Annotated in this window: 17 protein-coding genes; 9 read left to right on the forward strand and 8 right to left on the reverse strand. The window is 41.7% G+C overall.

The window, feature by feature from the left end:
- Nucleotide 1: 1 nt before the first annotated feature.
- Together GS399_RS06735 and gyrA are read right to left on the reverse strand one after the other, a co-directional pair.
- On the reverse strand, nucleotides 2-1114 hold the full coding sequence (locus tag GS399_RS06735; RefSeq protein WP_160843824.1) for a tetratricopeptide repeat protein: 1113 nt from the start codon (nucleotides 1112-1114) through the stop codon (nucleotides 2-4).
- Nucleotides 1107-3662, reverse strand: coding sequence for a DNA gyrase subunit A (gene gyrA / locus GS399_RS06740; protein WP_160843825.1), 2556 nt, complete (start codon nucleotides 3660-3662; stop codon nucleotides 1107-1109). The genes GS399_RS06735 and gyrA overlap by 8 nt, the downstream gene beginning before the upstream one ends.
- Before the next feature lie 195 nt (nucleotides 3663-3857).
- Between gyrA and purU the strand changes: the two genes are divergently transcribed.
- Entirely contained in the window at nucleotides 3858-4697 is an 840-nt protein-coding gene (purU, locus tag GS399_RS06745; RefSeq protein ID WP_160843826.1) for a formyltetrahydrofolate deformylase, read from the forward strand.
- Nucleotides 4698-4859: 162 nt separating this feature from the next.
- Here the strand turns inward: purU and hemF are convergent, their stop codons facing one another.
- Nucleotides 4860-5759, reverse strand: a complete 900-nt coding sequence (gene hemF / locus GS399_RS06750) for an oxygen-dependent coproporphyrinogen oxidase (protein ID WP_160843827.1) — start codon at nucleotides 5757-5759, stop codon at nucleotides 4860-4862.
- Between the two features lie 42 nt (nucleotides 5760-5801).
- Entirely contained in the window at nucleotides 5802-7070 is a 1269-nt protein-coding gene (locus tag GS399_RS06755; RefSeq protein WP_160843828.1) for an MFS transporter, read from the reverse strand.
- 129 nt (nucleotides 7071-7199) lie between these two features.
- Here GS399_RS06755 and GS399_RS06760 point away from each other — a divergent pair, with 129 nt between their 5' ends.
- The 3 genes from GS399_RS06760 to GS399_RS06770 all read left to right on the forward strand — a co-directional run bounded on the left by GS399_RS06760 (nucleotide 7200) and on the right by GS399_RS06770 (nucleotide 9624).
- Nucleotides 7200-7685 (forward strand): DUF4442 domain-containing protein, encoded by a 486-nt coding sequence (locus GS399_RS06760; protein ID WP_160843829.1) that lies wholly within the window; start codon nucleotides 7200-7202, stop codon nucleotides 7683-7685.
- 25 nt (nucleotides 7686-7710) lie between these two features.
- On the forward strand, nucleotides 7711-8334 hold the full coding sequence (locus tag GS399_RS06765; protein WP_160843830.1) for an RNA-binding domain-containing protein: 624 nt from the start codon (nucleotides 7711-7713) through the stop codon (nucleotides 8332-8334).
- A gap of 279 nt (nucleotides 8335-8613) precedes the next feature.
- The gene (locus GS399_RS06770) at nucleotides 8614-9624 is read left to right on the forward strand and encodes a FimB/Mfa2 family fimbrial subunit (RefSeq protein WP_160843831.1); all 1011 of its coding nucleotides are present in this window, start codon (nucleotides 8614-8616) and stop codon (nucleotides 9622-9624) included.
- A 68-nt stretch (nucleotides 9625-9692) separates the two neighbouring features.
- Here the strand turns inward: GS399_RS06770 and GS399_RS06775 are convergent, their stop codons facing one another.
- Nucleotides 9693-11414: a M14 family metallopeptidase gene (locus GS399_RS06775; protein ID WP_160843832.1), complete on the reverse strand. Its 1722-nt coding sequence runs from the start codon at nucleotides 11412-11414 to the stop codon at nucleotides 9693-9695.
- 121 nt (nucleotides 11415-11535) lie between these two features.
- On the opposite strand from GS399_RS06775, the gene GS399_RS06780 reads away from it, so the two are divergent.
- Entirely contained in the window at nucleotides 11536-12891 is a 1356-nt protein-coding gene (locus GS399_RS06780) for an MATE family efflux transporter (protein WP_160843833.1), read from the forward strand.
- Nucleotides 12892-12904: 13 nt separating this feature from the next.
- Here GS399_RS06780 and GS399_RS06785 read toward each other — a convergent pair whose 3' ends face one another.
- The 3 genes from GS399_RS06785 to GS399_RS06795 form a co-directional block, all read right to left on the reverse strand.
- Nucleotides 12905-13801: a Ppx/GppA phosphatase family protein gene (locus tag GS399_RS06785; RefSeq protein WP_160843834.1), complete on the reverse strand. Its 897-nt coding sequence runs from the start codon at nucleotides 13799-13801 to the stop codon at nucleotides 12905-12907.
- 4 nt (nucleotides 13802-13805) lie between these two features.
- Nucleotides 13806-15857 carry a polyphosphate kinase 1 gene (gene ppk1, locus GS399_RS06790; protein ID WP_160843835.1) on the reverse strand — a complete coding sequence of 684 codons (2052 nt, stop codon included), beginning with the start codon at nucleotides 15855-15857 and terminating at the stop codon, nucleotides 13806-13808.
- A 117-nt stretch (nucleotides 15858-15974) separates the two neighbouring features.
- On the reverse strand, nucleotides 15975-16592 hold the full coding sequence (locus GS399_RS06795; protein WP_160843836.1) for a hypothetical protein: 618 nt from the start codon (nucleotides 16590-16592) through the stop codon (nucleotides 15975-15977).
- Between the two features lie 109 nt (nucleotides 16593-16701).
- Here GS399_RS06795 and GS399_RS06800 point away from each other — a divergent pair, with 109 nt between their 5' ends.
- The 4 genes from GS399_RS06800 to GS399_RS06815 all read left to right on the forward strand — a co-directional run bounded on the left by GS399_RS06800 (nucleotide 16702) and on the right by GS399_RS06815 (nucleotide 19364).
- Entirely contained in the window at nucleotides 16702-17193 is a 492-nt protein-coding gene (locus GS399_RS06800) for a YajQ family cyclic di-GMP-binding protein (RefSeq protein ID WP_160843837.1), read from the forward strand.
- The gene (locus GS399_RS06805) at nucleotides 17194-17658 is read left to right on the forward strand and encodes a GNAT family N-acetyltransferase (protein ID WP_160843838.1); all 465 of its coding nucleotides are present in this window, start codon (nucleotides 17194-17196) and stop codon (nucleotides 17656-17658) included.
- A 63-nt stretch (nucleotides 17659-17721) separates the two neighbouring features.
- On the forward strand, nucleotides 17722-18615 hold the full coding sequence (locus tag GS399_RS06810; protein WP_160843839.1) for an aldo/keto reductase: 894 nt from the start codon (nucleotides 17722-17724) through the stop codon (nucleotides 18613-18615).
- 56 nt (nucleotides 18616-18671) lie between these two features.
- Nucleotides 18672-19364: an MBL fold metallo-hydrolase gene (locus tag GS399_RS06815; RefSeq protein ID WP_160843840.1), complete on the forward strand. Its 693-nt coding sequence runs from the start codon at nucleotides 18672-18674 to the stop codon at nucleotides 19362-19364.
- The last annotated feature ends 9 nt before the right edge of the window (nucleotides 19365-19373 follow it).

The raw sequence follows: 19373 nt of genomic DNA on the forward strand, positions 1-19373 counted from the left end.
TTTAATTTAAGATAATCTGGTTTAATTTCGTATTAATCTCCTCCAATTGAACTTTGTCGCCGGTTAGGTTATAATACATCGCAAGTGATTTCAATGTATCAGAAGAATTAGGATTAATATCGCTAGCTTTTTTAAGATAGTTTCCTGCGTCAGTTAACGTTTCCGGGCGGTTATTGTTTTTCAAATATTGTTCAAGGTAAAGCAATCCTAACGCATAATTTGCAGCATAATTGTTTTCGTCCATACTTAAAATCTTTTTATAGTATGTTTCGGCTACATTTTTATCTCCGATTGAATCAAAAGCAAAGCCAGCCAGGTAATAAAGCTGCAGATTATCAGGCTCCAAATTTATGGCATCGTCGATCAACGTTGTAATTGGCGTAAAATCGCGATTATTGTTATAAATATTGATTTCCTTAAACAGTATATCCTTGTTTTTCGGGAATGTGGTGTGGCCTTTATCCAATATTTTTAAGGCTTCCATTTCATTGTTTTCGGCAATCAGAATATCTGCAAGACTGATATAATATTCGGGTAACGCCCGTTTCTTATCTTTTATTAATTGCTGATAATAAAATGCCGCACGATCATAATATTGAAGTTTTTCACTTAAAACGGCAAGATTATGTGTTACCTTTTTATCGCCGGAACTCAGTGAGTCCACCCACAAATAATCATCTAAAGCAGCAGAATATTCGCCGTTAGCGAGCCGCCTGTTGGCTCGGCCCAAATAGGCATTTGACAACTGCTTGTTTACATAATTCAGCTCAGAAGTGTGCTGATCATTAAGCTTTGTGCTGGTAAGTTTTGACAGGGAATAACTCGTCTCTTCTATCGGATCCTTTGAATAAGTGTTTTTCCGCAACGAGTCCTGATTCGCCAGGGTTGAATAAACCATGCTTCTAAGCAGATTATTACGATACTGAAAGCTATCTTTCCTGGTCGCATACGCTGCATCCATTGTTTTTTTCGCCTTCGAGAGATCGTCGGAATTTTTGCTTTTTGTATAAGCTGCAAATGCATTTTCAGCTTCCTTTATCGGCGATTGTGCCGAAGCGCCTGTTGCATAGAGCAACAGGCAGGCAACTGTAAATACTTTGACGGTTTTATTCATTCTCGTTTTCTGGTAACGAAGATTCGTTATCGGTATTTTCTGATCCCTCAGATAAATTTTCATCAATAATTTCGTCGTCCTCATGTTCAACTTTCGTGATTGAAGCGATTTCGTCATCTCCCTTGAACGTAATCAAGCGTACCCCTTGTGTGGCTCTACCCATAGTGCGCAGGCCGCTCACACCGATGCGGATCACAATTCCGGATTTGTTAATAATCATCAGGTCGTCTTTATCAGTAACATCTTTTATGGCAACCAGTTCGCCGGTTTTGTCAGTTACATTGATCGTTTTAACGCCTTTACCGCCACGATTCGTAACACGGTAATCTTCGATATCTGTACGTTTTCCATAGCCTTTTTCGGATACAACCAAAACAGTCATCTCAGGATTGTTGATCGCGATCATGCCAACAACTTCATCTTTTTCATGAGCAAGTGTAATACCGCGAACACCCGTTGCCGTTCTGCCCATTGGCCTAACCGTTGATTCGTTGAAACGGATCGCGCGACCGGAGCGTAATGCCATAACAATTTCGCTTTGACCGTCAGTTAGGCATGCTTCAAGCAGTTGGTCTCCATCATTAATATTAATGGCATTGATTCCATTTGCACGCGGACGGGAATAAGCTTCGAGAGAGGTCTTTTTAATGGTACCTTTCTTGGTACACATGATGATAAAGTTATTTTCCAGGTATTCCTGATCCTTTAGGTTTTTTACCCGGATATAGGCCTTAATCTTTTCCTCTTTAGGGATATTGATAATATTCTGAATAGCACGTCCTTTGCTGGTACGCGTACCTTCAGGAATTTCAAATGCCCGAAGCCAGAAACATCTTCCCGCCTCGGTAAAGAATAACATATAATTGTGAGCGGATGCCGTTATGATATGCTCAATAAAATCCTCGTCACGTGAATTAGATCCAATAGATCCTTTTCCACCTCTTCCCTGCCGGCGATATTCAGTTAATGGCGTCCGCTTAACATAACCTTCATGCGAAATAGTGATTACTACTTCCTCATCCTCGATGAAGTCCTCCATGCGCATGTCTTCAGCAGAATGCACGATATTGGTTTTGCGTTCATCGCCGTATTTTTCCTTGATCTCGGCCAGTTCATCTTTAATGATCTGCATTCTTAAGCCTTCATCAGCCAATACAGATTTTAAGTAATCGATGGTCTTCATCAATTCTGCGTATTCTTCCTTGATTTTGTCGCGTTCCAGTCCGGTTAAACGACGAAGCGTCATATCCAAGATGGCACGGGCCTGGATATCGCTTAGACCGAATTGTTCCATCAAACCGACACGTGCGTCATCCGGAGTTTCGGAGGCGCGAATCAATTTAATTACCTCATCTAAATGATCCAAAGCGATCAAATACCCTTCAAGAATATGGGCTCTTTTTTCCGCTTCAGCTAACTCAAACCTTGTGCGCCGGATGACAACCTCGTGGCGGTGATCCACGAAATGGCGGATCATGTCTTTGAGGTTTAGCAGCATCGGGCGGCCTTTTACAAGGGCGATGTTGTTTACGCTGAACGAAGTCTGCAGCGCAGTATATTTATACAGGTTGTTTAATACGATCGAGGCATTTCCATCGCGCTTGATTTCGTAAACAATACGTAATCCTTCGCGGCTCGACTCATCTCTGATCTCGGAAATACCCTCTATTTTCTTTTCGTTTACCAGTTCGGCGGTACGTTCAATCATACTCGCTTTGTTGACCTGATACGGAATTTCAGTAACAATAATTCGTTCGCGGTCGCCTTTAAATGTTTCAATTTCGGCTTTTGCGCGAAGCACTACCCTGCCGCGACCTGTTTCGAGTGCGTCCTGAACGCCTGAATAGCCATAAATTGTTCCCCCGGTCGGAAAATCGGGGGCTTTAATATATTGCATCAGTCCGGCAATATCGATATCATTATTGTCAATGTATGCGACTGTGCCGTTTATCACCTCCGTTAAGTTATGAGGAGCCATATTCGTGGCCATACCAACGGCAATACCCGAAGCACCATTAACGAGCAAGTTCGGAATCTTAGTCGGTAATACAGTTGGTTCTTCCAGCGAGTCGTCAAAGTTTAGCTGATAATCAATTGTGTCCTTGTTGATATCAGCCAGCATTTCCTCGGCAATCTTTTTCAGTCTTGCCTCAGTATAACGCATTGCCGCCGGGCTGTCGCCATCCATTGAACCGAAGTTTCCCTGGCCATCAACCAGCGGGTATCTTAAGCTCCAGTCCTGAGCCATACGCACCATTGTGTCGTAAACAGATGAGTCACCATGCGGGTGATACTTTCCTAATACGTCACCGACGATACGTGCGGATTTTTTATAAGGTTTATTGCTGGTCACCCCAAGGTCGAGCATACCGTACAAAACACGGCGGTGAACGGGTTTTAAACCGTCACGCACATCGGGCAATGCACGCGAAACGATAACCGACATCGAATAATCGATATAGGCGGATTTCATTTCTTCTTCTATGTTTATGGGGATAATCCGGTCGTTTGGAGGTAGTTGGTTTTCGTTGTCTGTTCCTTCTGCCATCTTTTATGATTGGTTCTAAAATAATTTTTGCCTGATTTTCTCAAGCAAAAGGCCGCCTTAAAAAGCGACTTGCGAAGTTAGTAAAATATGTGGGTTTGACCTCTGGTGTTGAAAAAAAGTGGCTTGAATAAACCCTTATTTGATGAAATGTAACAGATTATTTGCAGCGCAGCGGGCTAATATTAAATTTACCGGATGGATAAGAATCTGTTATTGATCCAATGCCGCGATAAGGTTGGACTAGTGTCGTCCATTTCACATATCATTTCAAAATTCAACTGCAATATCACTTCTATGCGCGAGTTTGTGGATGAACCGTCAAAGCGATTTTTTACCCGTGTTGAATTTTCAGGAACGATAGCCGATGAGCGAATTTTGTTGGATGATTTGCTAAGCGTTTTACCACAGGATTCGAAGATCAAAATAAACCCGAAACGTGAGAAACGTATCGTTGTGCTTGTCACAAAAGAGTATCATTGTCTGGGCGATATCTTAACCCGTCATTTCTTTCAATCGCTGCACGCAGAAGTTTGCGCTGTAATTGGTAACCATGATGTTTTACAAAAATTTGCCGAAAGTTTTTCGCTGCCGTATCATTATGTCTCTCACGAAAACAAAACGAAAGAATTATTTGAAGGAGAATTAAAGGATATCATCAATGTTTATTTGCCCGATTATATTATCCTGGCAAAATTTATGAGAATACTTTCGCCGGATTTTATTGCCAGTTTTTCTGATAAAATCATAAATATTCACCACTCCTTTCTGCCGGCGTTTATCGGCGCAAATCCCTACAGGAAAGCATTCGAACGCGGAGTCAAGTTAATCGGCGCAACCGCGCATTTCGTCACAAATGATCTGGATGAAGGACCGATCATAGCGCAGCAAACCATTCATGTAAATCACACTTTCACAGTAAGCGATATGGTAACCGCCGGAAAGGAAATCGAAACCGCCGTTTTAAGCAAAGCTATGCAACTGGTGTTTCAGGATCGGGTTTTTATCAGCGGTAACAAAACGATTGTGTTTGAATAATATCAATTTATCGAAAAACAGGTTACGGCTCATTTTGCAAATGGTAGTCCTGTGTTTCATTTTAGTTTCACTATGCGTGCAACAGCTATTTCAAAGTTTTCTCAACAGCAAAAGCTATCGCTTCAACCAGGTTTACTGCTATCCTTTCACTGCAAAAACGCGTTAGTTCGCCCAATCAATATCTTTCTTCAGAAGATTCAATGTTTCCTCTTCTAAACTACCCTCTTCAGGCCGGAAATCATACACCCAATTAGCCTGAGGCGGCAGGCTCATCAAAATAGATTCGATTCGTCCGTTTGTTTCCAGTCCGAACTTTGTACCGGAATCATAAACAAGATTAAATTCGACGTAACGGCTGCGGCGTTGGTATTGCCATTGTTTATGCTGCGCGTTAAATTCTTTATCTCTATTTCTGTTTATGAGCTCAGTATAAATCGGGACAAATGAACGGCCGACTGATTTAGAGAATTCAAATAATTCGGGCCAGTCTAAGCCGTATTTTTCGGGATTAAGTCTATCGTAAAATATTCCGCCGATGCCACGTGTCTCATTACGATGTTTGATAAAAAAGTAATTATCCGCCCAGGATTTAAAATCCTGGTAAAAGGCCGGGTGATATTGATCGCAAATAGATTTCTGAAATTCGTGAAAAAAACGGGCGTCATCTTCGATAACATAGTGCGGCGTAACATCTATACCTCCACCGAACCAGCGTACCTGTTCATTAAGCTCGAAATAGCGAATGTTCATGTGAATGATCGGCACCCATGGATTTTCCGGATGAATAACAATGGATACGCCTGTAGCAAAGAAGTCATCTTCGGTAACACCGAGAGCTTTTTTTATGGTTTCCGGAAGCTTGCCATATACTGCTGAAAAGTTTACGCCTCCCCTTTCAATAACAGCGCCGTTTTGAAGTATCCGGGTACGTCCGCCGCCGCCGCCCTCGCGTTCCCAAGCTTCTTCGATAAAAGTACCTTTACCATCTGCCTTTTCAAGGCCGCGACAAATTTCTTCCTGGATTTTTTTGTATTCTTCGGCAATTTGTTCCTTTGAAATCATGGCGCAAATTTGCGTTTTTGGCGATTACGAACAGCTGCAATTTTAAGAAAGGACATTTCCCTGACCGGCAGCGATATCTTCTTCGAGATAATTAAGATCGTTACTGAAACTTTCCTTTAACTGGCTTAAAGCGAAGATTGCGATGGCTGTCAATATAAACATCACGATATAAGCCGAAGTAATAATCCCGTATTTGCCGACGAAAAACTCAAAAATAAAAGTGATTGGTATTAATCCGCCACGGACGAAATTCGGAGCGGTAGTTGTTACTGTTGCCCGGATATTAGTTCCGAACTGCTCAGCGGCTATGGTGACAAATGTGGCCCAATAACCAACTGCAAAACCCATGAATAGACACAGCCACACAAATTTGTCTTCAGTTATTCCCTTACTGTTCAGGTAAATGATGACGCTGATTACCGACAGGACCTGGAATATAAGAATCGTAAGCCGTCTTGATTTCGTAAGTTGTGCAAAGAGTCCCGCAAACACGTCGCCGATAGCAATACCAAAATAAGTAAACATAATTCCGGTTCCGGCGCTAAGCGGCTCGGATGCACCGAGGGCTTTTCCAAATTCCGGAGATTGTGTAACTAAAATTCCAACGATATACCAAAGCGGCATCCCGATTAAAATGCAATACAAATATTTAAAAAAACGTTTACGGTTAGTAAACAACATTAGAAAGTTCCCTTTTTTAACATCAGACTTCTCCACCTCTTTGAAAATACCCGATTCAAATGTTCCGACGCGAAGAAAAAGAAGAAGCATGCCTAATCCGCCGCCAACAAAATACGACGTTTGCCAGGTGAAATGGGTTGCAACAGTAGCAGCGGCAGCTGCACCAAAAAGTCCGACACCTGCAACGATCATTGTTCCGTAACCACGATATTCCTTATTCATTGTTTCGCTCACAAGCGTAATACCGGCACCTAATTCGCCTGCAAGACCTATACCGGCAATGAAACGGATTATCGCATAAGAATTGACATCCGTTACCAGTCCATTAATAAAGTTAGCAACCGAATAAAGCAGGATTGAACCAAACAATACTTTGATCCGGCCAAATTTATCACCGATAACACCCCAGATAATACCGCCGATCAGCAGGCCAGCCATTTGCATATTGATGACGAACTCGCCGCTTGTACGCATGTCGGCTTCGGAAATCCCTATATCATGAAAACTCTTAATACGCACCACTGAGAAAAGCACAAGGTCATAGATGTCGACAAAATATCCTAACGCTGCAACAATAACTAAGAAAGTGACATTCCTTGTTGCCGTAGTTTTCGGTGATTCCAGTGCCATTTAAACGATCTAATTGGTTTAGGCTCCGAAAATACAAATCCTGTTGAATAAATAAATCATTTGTCAACCTAATGCGAAAATCCCTGATAAATTTTAAAACCTGATGGCGGTTTCGGATATTCGTTTACAATGAAAGTTTCAGAGAATACCCTCAAATGGGCTATGCGTTTTTACCCTCCCCTTTTTTTTCAACGTATCTGGGTTCGAAAATTTGGACAGGGATTTAAAAGTGCAGATGTGAAAATTTCCAAAAGTATTTTCAACACCAATTATAACAATTCAATCTTCGGCGGAACGATCTATGCGGCAACCGATCCCTTCTTTTCACTACTGTTTGATCAGGTTTTGCAGCGACGGGGTTATAAAGTGCGTGTGTGGCTGAAAAGTGGTCAAATAAGCTATTTAAAACCCGGACGAACGAATATGTACTTTAATATTGTGCTAACAGAAGAAAATATTGATGAAGCATGCCAGGTGCTTGATACCGTGGGAAAGTTTGTCAAAACCTTCCCAATGGAAATTTTCAACAAAGAGGGTGAACTATGTGCAACAGTTCAAAACGAAGTGTATATTAGAAACTTATACAAAGGGGAAAATCAGGTTGTAGCTTACTAAGCCATAGCCACTTCAGTCGCTCGCCATGAATTTAAAGAGAACCATCCTTGAAGGTGAAAACGCAACGATAGATTTTAAAAAGACGATTAATAACTGCGAAAAGATTGCAAAAACTCTGGTTGCATTCGCAAACAATAAAGGCGGCAAACTGCTCGTAGGAGTTGCCGACGACGGACAGATTAAAGGTGTAAAGTCCGAAGAGGAAGAAAAATATGTTTTAGATAAAGCCGGGCAAAATTATTGTCATCCAACCATCGATATAAGTTATGAGGAAATATATGTAGACGGCAAAATTGTACTGGTTGCCGAAATTAAAGAAAGTGACACAAAGCCTCATTATGCTTTAGGCGAGGATAAAAAATGGTGGGTTTACATAAGGGTGAAAGACAAAAGCCTGCTCGCTAGTAAAGTTGTTGTAGACGTGCTGAAGCGTAGCAACAGCGACGTAGGCGTTCATCTCGAATATTCCATCAACGAAAAAAAAATACTCGAATATCTCACTGATCACGACAGAATCACATCAGCAGAATACGGAAAACTTATGAAACTTCCCAGGCGTAAGGCACAACGTATCCTGGTCAACTTAGTGCTATCCGGAATTATCCGACTACACAATACTGAGACGGAAGAATACTACACAGCATCTTAAACTTCCGAAGTTTTTAACTCACAAATAGCAGTTTTTGAACGAACTGAAATACGTTCGTCTTATTCGCCTCGCCGTATTTATCATGGGTTTAAAGACAAAATTTCCCAAATTTTCTCACAATACTATACAAGCTAAATGTGTGATTAGTTAATATATCTGATTTAAATACCTTTATAACAATCAGATAATTATTTAACCAGTAAAGTAGCTATAGCTCCGAAATAGCGATTTCTGCAATTCAAAAATCACTTTTAATAATTCACGTAAATTTTTTAAACTATGAAAACAAAACTACTCGTATTGGTATTGGCGATTGCTTTTTCAATTTCATGCAAAAAAGACGCAGGACTAAAGCCAGATAAACCATCATCTTCCAATCTTTTCGCCGTGAATTTTAAGCTCACTGGTTTCACTGTAGAAACCAAAGGAATGTCCGTAAAAGGAACAGGCGCTACCTTAAATGGCCTTAAGGATCAAATTAAATTCCTCACCTATTTTGTCTATAAAGGCTCGCCGGATTCATTAAAGCTGGTTAAAAAAATTGAGCAAAAGTCTATCGACGCTTCGTTCGGCAAAATAACCGATTCCCTCCCGGCCGGGAAATACAAGGTATTTTTCGTTGGATCGACATCGTCTGGTTATAGAACCGGCCAGAATATCCTTAGTTATGTAGACTGGAGCTACCACCCGTCATTAGGGTTTAATACATCGAGTTATAGCGGCTACTACGGTTATACATCGTCGATGGGCGACACCTTTTTACAGCAAGTCGACCTGGATGTGCAAAGCGCTGTTAACAAAAACATTCTTTTAAAGAGAATTACCAGTAAGATTACATTTAAAATTCAGGACGCCATGCCTGAAAACGTCGGAAAAATCGTTGTTTCAATCGGGAATGCTGTTCCCGAATTTGATATGTTTTCCGAAAGCGCTGCATATAATACCTCTCATGGATATGATTTCGATGACCGGGTTTTGCCATTTAATGTTAAAGCCACCGACCAGGGAAAAGCTAATCTGACCTTTTCCGCTTTTATCTGGCCGCACTCGCCTTATTACCCTTATTTTCTGGACGTATATGATAAAAACAATAAGCTAATTAAACACAAGTCTCTCGAAGTTGATTCCCAGATCTATGCTTTAAATGCTGTCGCCAATACGGAGTATATATTTTCAGGTTATTTATTTGACTCGTCGCAACCTGCCGGTTTTTCGGTCAAAGTTGATGATAAATGGAATGCACCTGAAACTATTCCTTTCGATGATCAGCTGAAACAACCAATCTTATAAACATTTAGTCAGACAGCAGTTGTCGTTTATTACGCAATTGCTGCCTGGCTTATTATGGCATTTGGCCGTTATTCTATCCGATAAACCGGATATTGAAGATGCGCGGCTTCATAGTAACTCGAATTTTTATAAATGAAATTCAGTATGGCGTGACTGTCATTCGCGAATTTTGTATCAGAGGCTTTCTTTTGAGCGAGCTTTTGACTAAGTACCGGATCATTTTTCAAAATCTTTGCGGCAATATCTTCCCAGCGGTAATCGCTGTAACCTTCCTTTTGCTGTAAAATGGCGTCGAAAAAATTCCAGGCAAAAAATGAATCATCGCCGGTCGGTTCCAGCATTTCAACAAGGTATCGCTTCGCCGGCTGATCAAGATAAATAACATAATCTCCTTTCAGGAACCTTTTTTGAGTGTTGCGTTTGCTAACCTGCACGTTAAAATTTTTATGATGCTTTTCATAAGCGGTCGGCGACGACTGATATTTGTCGATATGATAGCCCATAACAGATAGTAATGTATCTGCTTTCAATCGTTGTATTGTGACACCGTTAAGTAGCAATCGATCAATCGCATCATACCATCCTTGCGGAATTACATAAGCTTTCGGCGCCGCTACTGTATCAGCCGGGATATACAAGTCAAAGTAATTAATCGAATTGGTAAAAGGCTTTTGGTGGTTATAGAACATTTTCTTTAACCCGGTTGCCTCACTTAACATGGTGTCGCGTTCGTAACCTTTAAATATTATTTTCCGCGAAACGCTGGTATCTGGTTTCCATTTTAAGGCAAACTGAGTTTGTTTTTTTATCGCATTATCAGCCGCAGCCCGTTTTTCCAATAACTCTTTGGCATTGGCAGATGCCTGTTCGATGAACGTAATCATCAGATCGTAAGTTGACCGAACCCGCTGCTTGTACGGCTTAAGCATATGCGTTTCGGGCATGAAAGACAGCGTATTGAAAAGCGCTGCATATCCGGATGAATATCGCGGCGGGTCGTAAAACATCTGCATACCTTTGCCGAAATCCGTAGTTTCAAAATCAACATACGGGATAAGCTCCCAATTCTTTTTAGCCATTCCCTGGTACAAAGCGGGCTCAAATTTGTCTCTTAACCAGGCGCCCAATACCGGGCCTAACTTATTGTATTGAGTTGATATCAACGTCATTGTATGCTGGTAATCTGCGCCGTCGCTTACATGGTTATCTATTAGAATTTCTGGATTTAACCAATGAAATATTTTAGCAAAAGAAGCTGCATTTTTACTGTCAGATTTAGTGAAATCCCTGTTGAGGTCGAGATTTTGAGCGTTTCCTCGAAAACCATATTCTTCCGGTCCGTTCTGGTTTGCGCGGGTATATGAGTTCCTGTTAAGGCAGCCACCTATATTATACACGGGAATAAAAGCCAAAGCTACATTCTCTGGCAGAACCACTTTTCCCTGTGCAATATCTCTTAAAAGCATCATACTTGCGTCAATCCCATCTGGCTCGCCCGGGTGGATGCCGTTGTTTATAAAAATTACGATCTTTTTTTGACGATGCCAGGAAGCAGGGTCGAACGTGTGATCTTTACTTACCAAAACAAGGTGCAAAGGATAGCCGGCGTCTGTAGGTCCCATTTCCTTAACAAGTACTTCAGGGCTTTTTTTGTCAAGTTCTTTATACCATTCTATTGCCTGGAAGTAGGTTGCGGTTTGCTTGCCGTCACTTTTTTCAAATTGGGTTTGCTGGCTTCTTGCTTTGTTAGCCAGGGACAAGAGAAATAACAATATAGTAAGGTATCTCATAACTGTTTTGAGCTGCGAAAAATAAACATTACAAATTAATAGCTTGTGCTTTGAGGTAAGATTTGTTCAGCGAAACCAAATATTAGCCAGATAATACTTCTATCGCCTATCTTTGCGGGCCATGCAATCGTTTTACCTAAAATACAAGCCTCATTATCGTACAAACCTGAAACTGGCTATTCCGGTTGTCGTTTCTCAGCTCGGACACACACTTGTCCAGGTTTCAGATAGCGTTATTGTTGGTCATTTTGCAGGAACTATTCCACTCGCGGCAGTATCACTTGTTAACAGCATTTTTACCATCATTCTTGTTATTGGTATCGGGATATCTTACGGCTTAACACCACTTATATCACAGGCTAACGGCCGGGAAGGATATGATGAATGCGGCCGTTTGTTATCTAACAGCTTACTGATTAACGTAGTTATCAGCTTATTCCTATTTGCCTTAATTTACTTTGGCTTATTGCTGGTTATCGATCGGTTAGATCAAGCTCCCGAAGTAGTTGCACAGGCAAAGCCGTTTTTATCGCTGCTTGGAATTTCTATTATCCCGTTAATGGTTTTTAGCACCTTTAAGCAGTTTGCCGAAGGCCTTGGCTTCACAAAGCAAGCCATGATGATCTCCATTTGGGGAAATATCTTAAATATAATACTGGGAATCATCTTTGTAAAAGGCTTGTTTGGAATTAAACCAATGGGCGTGCGTGGTGTTGGATACAGTACTTTAATAGATCGCAGTGTTATGGCGATAACGATGGCCGTTTACGTATTTCGATCCAAATATTTTAAAGCTTATTTAAAGCACTTTTCATTAACCTATTTTAACCGCGAGCGATTAATTGCCATACTCAAGATCGGCGCTCCTGTGGCCATGCAGTACACGTTCGAGGTAAGCGCTTTTGGCGGTGCGGCCATTATGATGGGAATGATTGGCCCGAACCAGCAGGCAGCTCACCAGGTCGCGATAAGCTTAGCAGCGATGACATATATGATGGCCAGCGGAATTTCTTCAGCTGCTGCCATTCAAACCGGCCACAGTTATGGCAAAAAGGACATCTATTATCTGCGATATTCCGCTATTTCAAGCTATCACATTGTATTAGCTTTTATGTTTTTCACCGCTCTGATATTTATTTTATTTAACCAGTATCTGCCCTGGCTGTATACCTCTGATCATACTGTTATTGGCATTGCTTCCGGACTGTTAATTATCGCGGGCTTCTTCCAGATATTTGACGGAGCCCAGGTTGTTGGACTCGGTATTTTACGAGGTATGAGCGATGTAAATATTCCAACACTTATAACCTTTCTGGCCTACTGGATATTAGGGTTACCTGTTGCATACCTGCTTGGCGTTCGGCTTAACTTCGGGGCGGAAGGAATTTGGTATGGATTAACACTAGGATTACTGGCATCTGCGGCAATGCTTTTCTGGCGGTTCCAGTATGTGACGAAGAAATTTTTAGCAAGTTAATTATCCGGCCTTCTTAAGGCCGGATAATAGTATTTAAGTTCTTTTCGATCAGCAATTGGATAATGCCATCCACCATTCCTACCCTTGGCACATAAATTTGCCTGATTCCGGCCCATTTCATCACTGTAAGATAAATTTCGCAAGCAGGAATAATAACATCCGCCCTGTCCTGGTTTAGCCCGAGCACATTTATCCTGTCTTTTAACGAATACGAATTCAGGTAGTGATACAATTCATTTAGTTTGTTTATGCTTAGCGGGGTATTATCTTTTTCCTCTGATAAACGAAAAACCTTGTTGATATTTCCGCCGGTCCCGATAGCGGTAAGGCTGGTAAACTTCTTTGAATTCGACCTGATGAAATCTCTCATTTCGTTCCACGTTTCTTCCTTATCCTGGTTATCGAGTATACGAATGGTTCCGATGTTAAACGACTGCCAGGCTTGTGGATGTCCTTCTGAGAAAAAGGAAAGTTCGGTACTACCGCCGCCCACGTCAATATAGAGATAATTTTTACGCGGATCGATCTGATCGTTTACATGGCTCGAATAGATAATGCTGGCCTCTTTTTTCCCTTCTACTATTTCGAGATCTATATCAGCTCTTTTTTTTATCTTTTTTACAATTTCCTTTTTGTTTTTAGCTTCCCGCATCGCGGAAGTAGCGCATGCCATATAATCCTGGACTTTATAGACATCCATCAGATTCTTAAAGGCCGCCATGGTTTTAACCAGGTCCTCCACCTTTTTTTCGGATATCTCCTTTTCTAGAAAAGCGTCATCGCCGAGCCGCAAAGGCACCCTGATTAGTGTGTTTTTCTTAAAATATGCTTGCTGATCGTTGTTTTGAATAACTTCAGCGATTAAAAGCCTTACGGCATTTGAACCAATGTCTATTGCGGCGTATCTCATGGTGTTACTTACCTTTTAGGTATTTATAAATTTCTATTTGCGCGCGATGCTGATTTTTTGAACTCGATTTACGGTACATGTTGTTCTTGCTGTGATTAATCACCCGTGCTTTGGTATTGTCTTTCAACTGGATATTGATGATGTCCCTGATCTGCTTTCTAACATCCGGATCGAATATCGGGAAACCCACTTCTACCCGGTGGTCAAGGTTGCGTGTCATCATATCCGCCGACGAGAGGAAAATCAGTTCATCACCTTTATTTCCAAAGATCCAGACACGGGCATGTTCCAAATATTTATCTACTATGCTGATCACCTCGATATTTTCACTATGTCCCGCAATTCCGGGAACCAGGCAACACATTCCCCGAACGATCATCTGGATTTTAACGCCGGCATTACTGGCTTCATAAAGTTTTTCAATGATGTCCTCATCCGAAAGGCTGTTCATTTTCAGGATCATGTATGCGTTCTCGCCTTTTTTTGCCAAATCAATTTCACGCTCAATCATCGCGGTCAATTTCGACCGGCTTTCAAGCGGAGAAACAGCCAGGTATTCGTAATCCTTATAAAACTCCTTTTTATTAAGACCATGAAAAAAGCGCCTGGCCTCATGCGTTATACCTTTATGAGCAGTAAATAAACTGTGGTCACAATATAACTGGGCGGTTTTTTCATTATAATTTCCGGTTGCAAGGTTAGCATAATGAACCAGCTTGCCCTTCTCCTTTCGGGTCACCAGGCAAATTTTAGAATGCACCTTATAATCCGGTATCCCGTAATTTACACGAACACCTTCCTCCTCCAGCCTGTTAGTCCAAAAAATATTAGCCTGCTCATCAAACCTTGCCTTAAGCTCAAGGAAACAGTTGACAGTTTTGCCGTTTCTCACAGCGTTTATCAATGCGTTGACCACTTTGGAATTTTGCGCGAGGCGATAAAGCGTGATATTAATTTCAACGACTTTCGGGTCAATAGCCGATTCACGCAGGAACATCACGATATAGTCGAACGATTGATACGGCAGGTTTATCAGGAAATCTTTTTCCGCTATCTGGGCAAGAAGGCTTTTATGAGGCTCAATGCCTTTTACTGTTAACGGGGAATCGCGCTCGTATTCCAGTTCTTTACGGCCGACGTTTGGAAACTTTATAAAGTCTTTAAAATTATGATAACGGTTACCCGGAATCAGGCCGTCTGCGTTCAGTTCAAGCCTGGAAACCAGGTTTGTCACCATATCCAACGGCATAGCACTGTCATAAAGCAGGCGCATAGGCTTACCTTTTTTGCGCTTCTGAAGGCTTCTTGCTAATGCATCAATAAATTTTTCACTGACATTCCGGTCGAGATCAAGTTCTGCATCACGGGTAAGCTGAATGGAATATGCTTCAATCCTGGAATATTCGAAAATCGAGTAAATATCATCCAGGCAATAACGGATAATATCATCCAGCAAGATCACAAACTTTAATTCATTTGTTTCGGGGAGAACTAAAAACCTATTCAGGTTTTCAGGAAGTTCGATCAGGCTGTACCGTATTTTTTCTTTTCGTTTTTGCTGCGTCAGCTTCACAAAAAGATAAATACCACGATCCCGTAATTCGGGAAATGGTTTATCGTCCTGGAGCATAACAGGAACCAGCGTAGATAAAATTTGCTCCTGGCAATATTGTTTGACAAACTGGCCCCTTGAAACGTTAAGCTGCGTTTCGTTCAGTATAAATATTTTTTCCTGTGCCAGCTCGGTAACAATATCATCTTCGTAAAGGTGATCAAACTTTCGCTCCTGACGTACTACGATCGTTTTTATCTGGTTGAGTATCTTTTTAGGGTTGTATCCTAATAGCTCTTTGGCTTTTGTATTAAGGTTGGATAAGCGGTTTAGAGTTGCAACTCTTACACGATAAAATTCATCAAGGTTGGAAGAAAATATAGCGAGGAAGCGTAATCGCTCAATCAGCGGGACCGATTTGTCGGCAGCTTCCTGCAGTACGCGGTCGTTAAAATATAACCAGCTTATTTCTCTGTTTGTGATCGGTATTTTCTCTTTCGGCATAGTATAATAACGGCCAGAAAAAAACTGACCGTACAAACACCGCAGCCTTTAGCTTGCGGTGCGTAAAACTCACGATTTTAATGTTAACTTATTATTAATTTCCGATTAACATCTGTATTATGTTGCACTCGCATCTGTTGCCGGCGTATCGCTGACAGTTGTTTTCTCCGGTGCAGAGCTGGTTTTTGCAGCCGGTTTTGCTGCGGTTCTCTTACGCGTAGTAACAGGTTTGTCAACTTCCGTTTTTTTGGGCGCCGTTTTTTTAGTGGCTGCCGGTGTCACTTTAGCCGGTGCCTTGGTTGTATTTTTTTGTGTAGTACCAGTTTTTGGCTCACTTTCGGGTTTTTCCTGCGTCGTTGGTTTAATTAACTGCGCCGATTTGACGCTGGTGGCAGGCTTTGGTTTGGCTGCTGCTTTTGCGACGATTTTTTCAACTTTCGTCGGTGCTTTTTCAGCCTGCAATTTCGGCGATTTAACGGCTTTCTTTACGGTTGTTTTTACTGGCTCTGTTTTTGGCTGGACATGGTCTTTTACACCTTTAATCTTATCAGCTAATTTCCTGGCTATCTGCTTGCTGGCTTTTTTAATATCTTTTGTAATCTTCTCAGCATCATGGCCCAGGTGCTTTATTGCTTCTACAAATTTGTCTGTCACGCTAACTTCTAACTGTTTACGTGCATCCTTTTTTTGGATTTTTTTTGATTTTGCCGGTGATGCTGATTTACTCTTTTTCATGTTTCTACGATTAAGTTTAAGTTTTATCTTTGAAAAGCGATTAAATCGCCAAAATGTTTGCTTGCCTAAATCTATCCACATATTTTATAACATTCAAATTTTTTTATTCATGCCTTCATTCGACATCGTCAGCAAGATTGACCCACAGACGTTAGATAACGCAATTAATAACGCTAAGAAGGAAATTTTGAATCGCTATGATTTCAACGATTCAAAAAGCACCGTTGATCTGGATAAGAAAACCAGTGAAATAACAATTGTGACGGAAAATGATATGCGTCTTAAAGCGATTCAGGATTCGATTATTTCCCGAATGGTGAAACAAAGTCTCGACCCAAACGCACTTGATATGGGAAAGGAACAGTACGCATCCGGAAATATGATTCGTAAGGAAATTAAAATTAAAGAGGGCATCGACAAGGAAGCTGCAAAAAAAATCGTTAAGAAAATTAAAGACAGCGGCTTGAAAGTTCAGGCGTCTATCATGGACGACCAGGTGCGTGTACAAGGAAAAAAAATCGACGATTTGCAGGCGGTGATTTCGCTCTGCCGCGGAGAGGATTTCGGACAGCCTTTGCAATACATCAACATGCGGAACTAAATGGAAAGTATTTCAATTTCCACCGACAAAAACCTGCTGGACCTCGATCTTATTTATGACTTCATCGGCAGGCAATCGTACTGGGCTCAAAATATCCCGTTTGAAACGCTGAAACGCTCTATTGATAACTCACTTTGTTTCGGCGTGTATGACAACGGCTCCCAGATCGGTTTCGCCAGGGTAATTTCTGATAACGCAACCTTCGCTTACCTGGCCGATGTGTTTATTGTCCCGGAATATCGCGGCCGCGGTTTATCGAAAATGCTTGTTAGCTACATTATAAGTTACTCCGAATTGCAGGGGTTGCGACGTTGGTTACTTGCAACAGCCGACGCGCATGGCCTTTACAAACAGTTTGGTTTTACGGAGCTTTCGCAACCTGATAATATCATGGAAATCAAAAATGCGGATGTTTATAAAAATGCAGAAGTTGGAGATTCTGCGGCAAACGGAACCAGCGAATAGTTAAACGGCTGAACAATCCTGCCGGCTGTCCGTTTAACAATGGAAGTTCTTTAATTATAAACCATGGAAAACAGCAACAATATCCTCACTTCAACAGTCGCAATCGGAAAAAATTCATCCCATCCATTAATTGCCAATCGGCCGGGCTATGGTACGATGCGCTTAACGGGTAAGGATGTTTGGGGAGAGCCGGAAAATCGTCCGGAGGCCTTGCAAATACTTCGACGAGCTATTGAGCTGGGTGTTAATTATCTTGACACTGCAGACTATTACGGTTATGGAGTTACCAACCGCCTGATCGAGGAAGCATTATACCCCTATCCATCCGATCTGATAATCGGTACAAAAATAGGTGCGATGCGAAAAGACGACAAAAGCTGGAACGTATTTTCCAAACCGGAACAACTAAGGCAGAGCGTCGAAAACAATTTGAAAGAACTGAAGCTCGAACAACTTTCATTAGTACATTTCCGCGTTATGCCCGTAGGTGAGACAAGTTTTGAAGAATCGCTCGAAGCCATGTTCCAGTTGCAGAATGAAGGCAAGATACTTCATGTTGGGTTAAGCAATGTTTCGAGAGAACAGCTGCAAACCGGTTTGAAAATGGGAAATATAGCAAGTGTACAAAACCTGTACGGTTACACTCAGCGCACTACATTGAGTGGCCCGATGGGCGGCGCCGGCGGCGAAGAGATTTTAGATTTACTGGAAGAAAATGAGATACCGCTTATTCCCTACTTCTCCTTACAAACATCTTTAAATAAAACACAGGAAAAAATTGAACAGGTTGCCAAAAAATACGAACTAAGCATCGCACAAATGAATATCGTATGGCTGCTGCACAAATCTCCCTGGATATTGCCGATTCCGGGAACCACCTCGTTGGCTCATTTGGAGGAAAATCTAAACGCGGCTAAAACAACACTCGATAAGGAGGATATCGAGTTTTTAAGTTAGGACCGTTTTAGAGACTATTCCCGTCAACAAATCCTGGGCGACGCAGTTACCTACTCATGGGCGTCATTCAAATTTCGGATCATGTTTACCAGCTCGAACTTCCGTTGGTTAATGTATTCTTGCTGGAATTAAACCAGGAACTGGTGCTCATCGATGTCGGTCCTTACAAAAGCAAAAGGCTTCTTTACCAACTGATTTGTGAAACGGGACGCGACCCATTAAAAATTGCGCACATTGTCATCACTCATGCCCATTACGATCATACCGGCGCTTTGTCCGCAATAAAAAAGGACACAAACGCAAGGGTTTATATGCAAGCTGATGACGCCAGCCTGGTGTCAAAAGGTATAGCCTGGCAGCCAACAAACGCTATCGCTTCGTTTTTAATGACAACATTCACGCTGGGCGGAAAAATCAAATTCCCGTTTATAAATATCAAGCCGGTAACTGCGGATGAATTTATTGAAAGTGGAACAATTCTGCTAAATGAGCTGCTGGTAATAACTGCTCCGGGACATTGGAAAAACCAGGTCGTTTTACTGATGCAATCGGACGGCGGGTTGCTGTTTGCGGCTGACAGCGCAGAGAATATTTCCGGGTTAAAACTATCGTCGGAAAACCAGGATAGGCGGATAGCTTCTTCATCATTGAAAAAGCTATCCGCATTGGATTTCAGTAAAGCGGTTTTCAGCCATGGGAAACCTATTATCAGTTCGGCTTCAGAAATATTCAGGAAAACGTTCGGTTAACCTTCGGTT

It is taken from the genome of Hufsiella arboris (genome assembly GCF_009834875.1).
Classification (GTDB): Bacteria; Bacteroidota; Bacteroidia; order Sphingobacteriales; family Sphingobacteriaceae; genus Hufsiella_A; species Hufsiella_A arboris.

Coding starts and splice junctions, on each gene's coding strand:
- GS399_RS06800 (WP_160843837.1), top strand. CDS start 16,702: ATGCCTTCATTCGACATCGTCAGCAAGATTGACCCACAGACGTTAGAT.
- GS399_RS06775 (WP_160843832.1), bottom strand. CDS start 11,414: ATGAGATACCTTACTATATTGTTATTTCTCTTGTCCCTGGCTAACAAA.
- GS399_RS06735 (WP_160843824.1), bottom strand. CDS start 1,114: ATGAATAAAACCGTCAAAGTATTTACAGTTGCCTGCCTGTTGCTCTAT.
- purU (WP_160843826.1), top strand. CDS start 3,858: ATGGATAAGAATCTGTTATTGATCCAATGCCGCGATAAGGTTGGACTA.
- GS399_RS06795 (WP_160843836.1), bottom strand. CDS start 16,592: ATGAAAAAGAGTAAATCAGCATCACCGGCAAAATCAAAAAAAATCCAA.
- hemF (WP_160843827.1), bottom strand. CDS start 5,759: ATGATTTCAAAGGAACAAATTGCCGAAGAATACAAAAAAATCCAGGAA.
- gyrA (WP_160843825.1), bottom strand. CDS start 3,662: ATGGCAGAAGGAACAGACAACGAAAACCAACTACCTCCAAACGACCGG.
- GS399_RS06815 (WP_160843840.1), top strand. CDS start 18,672: ATGGGCGTCATTCAAATTTCGGATCATGTTTACCAGCTCGAACTTCCG.
- ppk1 (WP_160843835.1), bottom strand. CDS start 15,857: ATGCCGAAAGAGAAAATACCGATCACAAACAGAGAAATAAGCTGGTTA.
- GS399_RS06810 (WP_160843839.1), top strand. CDS start 17,722: ATGGAAAACAGCAACAATATCCTCACTTCAACAGTCGCAATCGGAAAA.
- GS399_RS06785 (WP_160843834.1), bottom strand. CDS start 13,801: ATGAGATACGCCGCAATAGACATTGGTTCAAATGCCGTAAGGCTTTTA.
- GS399_RS06780 (WP_160843833.1), top strand. CDS start 11,536: ATGCAATCGTTTTACCTAAAATACAAGCCTCATTATCGTACAAACCTG.
- GS399_RS06805 (WP_160843838.1), top strand. CDS start 17,194: ATGGAAAGTATTTCAATTTCCACCGACAAAAACCTGCTGGACCTCGAT.
- GS399_RS06765 (WP_160843830.1), top strand. CDS start 7,711: ATGAATTTAAAGAGAACCATCCTTGAAGGTGAAAACGCAACGATAGAT.
- GS399_RS06770 (WP_160843831.1), top strand. CDS start 8,614: ATGAAAACAAAACTACTCGTATTGGTATTGGCGATTGCTTTTTCAATT.
- GS399_RS06755 (WP_160843828.1), bottom strand. CDS start 7,070: ATGGCACTGGAATCACCGAAAACTACGGCAACAAGGAATGTCACTTTC.
- GS399_RS06760 (WP_160843829.1), top strand. CDS start 7,200: ATGAAAGTTTCAGAGAATACCCTCAAATGGGCTATGCGTTTTTACCCT.